This window comes from Yoonia sp., assembly GCF_030731595.1.
In the GTDB taxonomy this organism is placed as follows: Bacteria; Pseudomonadota; Alphaproteobacteria; order Rhodobacterales; family Rhodobacteraceae; genus Yoonia.
In genome coordinates this window covers 1-1,846 of record NZ_JANQTS010000029.1, presented here as the reverse complement: position 1 = coordinate 1,846, position 1,846 = coordinate 1, and the positions used below count along the sequence as shown (strand labels likewise).

The window sequence follows — 1,846 nt, the reverse complement described above, 5'->3', positions numbered from 1 at the left end:
ATGGACATCATCAATATCATTTTCGCCCTTCTGAGCATCGGACTGGGCCTTTTTGGCTGGCTTGCCCCGCGCTATACGATGGGCGCGCTTGATCTGACGGCGGGGGCGACCACGATGGGCATGTCCGAGGTCCGTGCCTCTGCCGGGGCGTTGTTCGTTGGCATGGGGATCGGGGCGCTGATCCTGGGCACGTCAGAGGCCTATCTGATGCTGGGATTTTGCTGGTGTGGTGCAGCGGCGGGGCGGCTGACCTCGCTGGTGATGGACGGTCAGTTCCGCAAGAAATGGGTCTATTTCATCGTCGAGGCTGGTGTGGGGATACCTGCGATCCTGCTCAACATCTAGAACCGGTAAGAGATGGCAAGGTCGATGCTGTCCTGCCCTGTACTGTGCCCGATTGATCCCGAAAGGCCCACCGCTTTGTTCAGATCGACATGGCCGCCCGCCTGAACCAACCACTCCTGTGCCTCATTGTAGCGGGCGGCGCATTGTATTGTCGCATATGCGCTCACAGCGCCACTGATCCCCAGTTCAAGCGTCGCATCAGCCGCGTTTGCCGCACCGTCAAAGGCGCTGACGGATATCGTACCCCAGTCTTGGGCGTTTTCGATTTGTGCTTTCCAGTTCCAAAGCAGGTCAGCGTCTTGCGACACAGCCTCCACTGCCGCGGCATAGGTGGTCGGGCCTTGGGTATAGGCTGCTGCAAGGCCCGCGATCTCTGTGTCATAGTCCGGCACGCCATGCAGTGATCCGGCCAAGACCCAAGTGTCTGATTGCTGCGTAAAAACAACGCCGTAGGGCAGATACTTCGTCTGGTTCATGGTCCCATAGGTGGCCCGGCTGCGACTGACACCAATGTCTTCCAGGGCCAGCCGCGGGGTGATGTCGGTGATGCGCGAAAGCGCCACCAGATCATAGGCGGGGCGCGGGAACCCGACGATCAAACGGCCATAAGAGGTTTGATAGCTCAGGTCGAAATAGGTTTCGTGCCGCCGCCCGACCACGCCAAAGGCGCCAAGATTGACGGACCAGTCCTGCCGGGCCCAAGACAGCGTAAAATCACCAAAGAGGTATCCGGTTGAAAGGCTTTCGTCGTTGAACCCGCCCAACCGCAACGCGCCTTGTGCGGTATGGTTTTGGCCAAGCCTGTGCTGCGCGGCGGCCTGTGTGGCTGTCACAAACAAGATCGGGAACAGGAGGGCGGCGATTGCAAAACGCATCGGCTGGTCTCTTTTCAATCAAGAGGTATCTAAACAGGCTGTGCGACGATTGTTAAGCCCTCATCAGGAAAGGGCCGCTGCAATTTCAGCGCCTCGTCCACGGGCGCGGTCAGCCAATGGGCAACCGCCTCGGGGCTGCGCAGGATCACGGGCATCGCCTTGGGATGGATCGGGGCGACAACGCTGTTCGGCTCGACCGTCAGGAAGGCGAAGAGGTCATTGGTCGTCTCACCCTCCTTCAGTTTGCGCACCGATGTCCATTCGGTCCAGATACCCGCAAAGAACAGTAGCTTTTGTGGACCCGTTGGCGCGAACCAAACAGGCTTGGGCGGCCCGCCCTTCACAGTTTGATATTCCGAAAAGCTGGTGAAGGGCACGATACAGCGATGCGCCGGCCCCAGCCACCTGCGCCAATGCGGAGAGGCGGTGTTGCGGACATTGGTGACGCCCTTGTCGGTCTTCTTGCCCTTGAGGACAAACTGTGGCGAAGGCATCCCCCAACGCATCATCCGCATTGCCCGACCCTGTGGTTCCTGCGTGATCACCGGTGCGGGATAGTCGGGGTAGATGCCAGGCATCGCCGGTAGATTGCCCGTATCATCGCGCCAAAGCTTGACGAGATCCGT

3 protein-coding genes are annotated in these 1,846 nt (G+C 59.6%); 1 reads left to right on the top strand and 2 read right to left on the bottom strand.

Features of this window, described 5'->3' with window-relative positions; translation table 11 throughout:
• On the top strand, window positions 1–345 hold a 345-nt coding region (locus NWQ23_RS02635; protein WP_306164686.1), incomplete at its 5' end, for a DUF4345 family protein.
• On the opposite strand, the gene NWQ23_RS02630 is transcribed toward NWQ23_RS02635, so the two are convergent.
• Window positions 342–1,220 carry a hypothetical protein gene (locus tag NWQ23_RS02630; RefSeq protein WP_306164685.1) on the bottom strand — a complete coding sequence of 293 codons (879 nt, stop codon included), beginning with the start codon at window positions 1,218–1,220 and terminating at the stop codon, window positions 342–344. The genes NWQ23_RS02635 and NWQ23_RS02630 overlap by 4 nt on opposite strands.
• Before the next feature lie 29 nt (window positions 1,221–1,249).
• A partial coding sequence (locus NWQ23_RS02625; RefSeq protein ID WP_306164684.1) for an SOS response-associated peptidase occupies window positions 1,250–1,846 on the bottom strand: 597 nt, incomplete at its 5' end.

Coding starts and splice junctions, on each gene's coding strand:
- NWQ23_RS02630 (WP_306164685.1), bottom strand. CDS start 1,220: ATGCGTTTTGCAATCGCCGCCCTCCTGTTCCCGATCTTGTTTGTGACA.